Origin of the sequence: Arthrobacter agilis (assembly GCF_002953615.1) — a bacterium.
In the GTDB taxonomy this organism is placed as follows: Bacteria; Actinomycetota; Actinomycetes; order Actinomycetales; family Micrococcaceae; genus Arthrobacter_D; species Arthrobacter_D agilis_B.
This window is the reverse complement of the sequence record NZ_CP024915.1, coordinates 1,874,259-1,877,170: the sequence shown is the minus strand read 5'-3', so window position 1 is coordinate 1,877,170 and position 2,912 is coordinate 1,874,259. Positions and strand designations below refer to the sequence as shown.

General features: G+C 65.5%; 2 protein-coding genes. Both read left to right on the top strand.

Annotated elements, in window-relative coordinates; genetic code table 11:
• Positions 1–2,413 (top strand): DNA-directed RNA polymerase subunit beta (locus tag CVO76_RS09030; protein ID WP_208739020.1); only part of this gene is annotated, 2,413 nt, incomplete at its 5' end.
• Between the two features lie 175 nt (positions 2,414–2,588).
• Positions 2,589–2,912 (top strand): hypothetical protein (locus tag CVO76_RS09025; RefSeq protein ID WP_208739019.1); only part of this gene is annotated, 324 nt, incomplete at its 3' end.

The following is a 2,912-nucleotide window of genomic DNA, read 5'->3' as shown; positions in this document are numbered from 1 at the left end:
CCACTTCGGCAACCGCCGCATCCGCGCCGTGGGCGAGCTCATCGAGAACCAGGTCCGCACCGGCCTGTCCCGCATGGAGCGCGTCGTCCGCGAGCGGATGACCACCCAGGACGTCGAGGCCATCACGCCGCAGACCCTGATCAACATCCGCCCCGTCGTCGCCGCGATCAAGGAGTTCTTCGGAACCTCCCAGCTGTCGCAGTTCATGGACCAGAACAACCCGCTCGCCGGCCTGACGCACAAGCGTCGCCTGTCCGCGCTGGGCCCGGGTGGCCTGTCCCGTGACCGCGCAGGCATGGAAGTCCGAGACGTCCACCCCTCGCACTACGGCCGCATGTGCCCCATCGAGACCCCTGAAGGCCCGAACATCGGCCTCATCGGTTCGCTCGCCTCGTACGGCCGCATCAACGCGTTCGGCTTCATCGAGACCCCGTACCGCAAGGTCGTCGACGGCATCGTCACCGACCAGATCGACTACCTGACCGCCGACGACGAGGTGGAGCGCCTCATCGCCCAGGCGAACGCGCCCCTCGACGCGAACAGCACGTTCACCGAGGACATGGTCCTCGTGCGGACGCGTGGTGGTTCCGGTGAGCCCGTGCTCGTCGAGCCCGCCGAGGTCGAGTACATGGACGTCTCCCCGCGCCAGATGGTGTCCGTCGCGACCGCGATGATCCCGTTCCTGGAGCACGACGACGCCAACCGCGCCCTCATGGGTGCGAACATGCAGCGCCAGGCCGTGCCCCTGCTCCGTTCCGAGCGTCCCCTCGTGGGCACCGGCATGGAGAAGAACGCAGCCGTCGACGCCGGTGACGCCGTCACCGCGACGAAGGCGGGCGTGGTCAAGGAGGTGTCCGCCGATCTGGTCGGCGTCCTCAACGACGACGGCACGGAGACGAACTACCCGATCATGAAGTTCGCCCGCTCGAACCAGGGCAACGCGTACAACCAGCGCGTCCTGGTCTCCGAGGGCGACCGCGTCGAGTACAACACGATCATCGCCGACGGTCCCTCCACTGACCAGGGCGAGCTCGCGCTCGGCAAGAACATGCTCGTGGCGTTCATGTCCTGGGAGGGTCACAACTTCGAGGACGCGATCATCCTGTCGCAGCGCATCGTCTCCGACGATGTCCTGACGTCGATCCACATCGAGGAGCACGAGGTCGATGCCCGCGACACCAAGCTCGGTGCCGAGGAGATCACCCGCGACATCCCGAACGTCTCCGAGGAGGTCCTCGGCGCGCTCGACGAGCGCGGCATCATCCACATCGGTGCCGAGGTCGAAGCCGGCGACATCCTCGTCGGCCGTGTCACCCCCAAGGGTGAGACCGAGCTGACCCCCGAGGAGCGTCTGCTGCGCGCCATCTTCGGCGAGAAGAGCCGCGAAGTCCGCGACACCTCGCTGAAGGTCCCCCACGGCGAGTCCGGCACGGTCATCGGTGTTCGCATCTTCGACCGCGACAACGACGACGAGCTGCCCCCGGGCGTCAACCAGCTGGTCCGCGTCTACGTGGCACAGAAGCGCAAGATCACGGACGGTGACAAGCTCGCGGGCCGCCACGGCAACAAGGGCGTCATCTCCAAGATCCTCCCGATCGAGGACATGCCGTTCCTCGAGGACGGCACCCCCGTCGACATCGTCCTGAACCCGCTCGGTGTTCCCGGACGCATGAACGTCGGCCAGGTGCTCGAGATCCACCTCGGCTGGGCAGCCAAGCAGGGCTGGAAGATCGAGGGCGAGCCCGAGTGGCTCAAGAACCTCCCGAACCTCCCCCGGGAGATCTCCTCGACCACCGTCGCAACCCCCGTGTTCGACGGCGCCACCGAGGACGAGATCGTCGGCCTGCTCGGTTCCACGAACGTCACCCGCGACGGAGAGCGCCTCATCGGCGAGTCCGGCAAGGCGCGCCTGTTCGACGGTCGCTCCGGCGAACCGTTCCCGGATCCGATCTCCGTCGGCTACATGTACATCCTGAAGCTCCACCACCTGGTGGACGACAAGATCCACGCGCGCTCCACCGGCCCGTACTCGATGATCACGCAGCAGCCGCTGGGTGGTAAGGCGCAGTTCGGCGGACAGCGCTTCGGTGAGATGGAAGTGTGGGCCCTCGAGGCCTACGGTGCGGCCTACACGCTGCAGGAACTCCTGACCATCAAGTCGGACGACATCCACGGACGCGTCAAGGTGTACGAGGCCATCGTCAAGGGCGAGAACATCCCCGAGCCGGGCGTTCCCGAGTCCTTCAAGGTCCTCATCAAGGAAATGCAGTCGCTCTGCCTGAACGTGGAAGTCCTCTCCACCGACGGCACCACGATCGAGATGCGTGACTCGGATGAAGAAGTCTTCCGGGCCGCGGAGGAACTGGGCATCGACCTCTCACGGGCCGAGCCGAGTTCTGTCGAGGAAGTCTAGGTTTCACCCCGTCGAACCGGTGTTCGAACGCGGCCAACGAAATTTCCGGCGGCCGCGGACGGCCTTGAAATATTGAAGGCCGCTTCCTCGAACACCGGTCCGGCGCAGGGCCTGGACCCCCGCCGCACCCATAAGACTTCAAGAATTTAGAGAACAAAGAGAGAACAGGGACCCTATGTCCAGCGAATCCTCCTTCGGCCTCATGCGAATCGGCCTTGCCACCGCGGACGAAATCCGCGGCTGGTCTTACGGCGAGGTCAAGAAGCCGGAAACCATCAACTACCGCACCCTCAAGCCCGAGAAGGACGGCCTCTTCTGCGAGAAGATCTTCGGCCCTTCCCGTGACTGGGAGTGCTACTGCGGCAAGTACAAGCGCGTGCGCTTCAAGGGCATCATCTGCGAGCGCTGCGGCGTCGAGGTCACCCGTGCCAAGGTGCGCCGCGAGCGCATGGGCCACATCGAGCTCGCCGCTCCCGTGACGCACATCTGGTACTTCAAG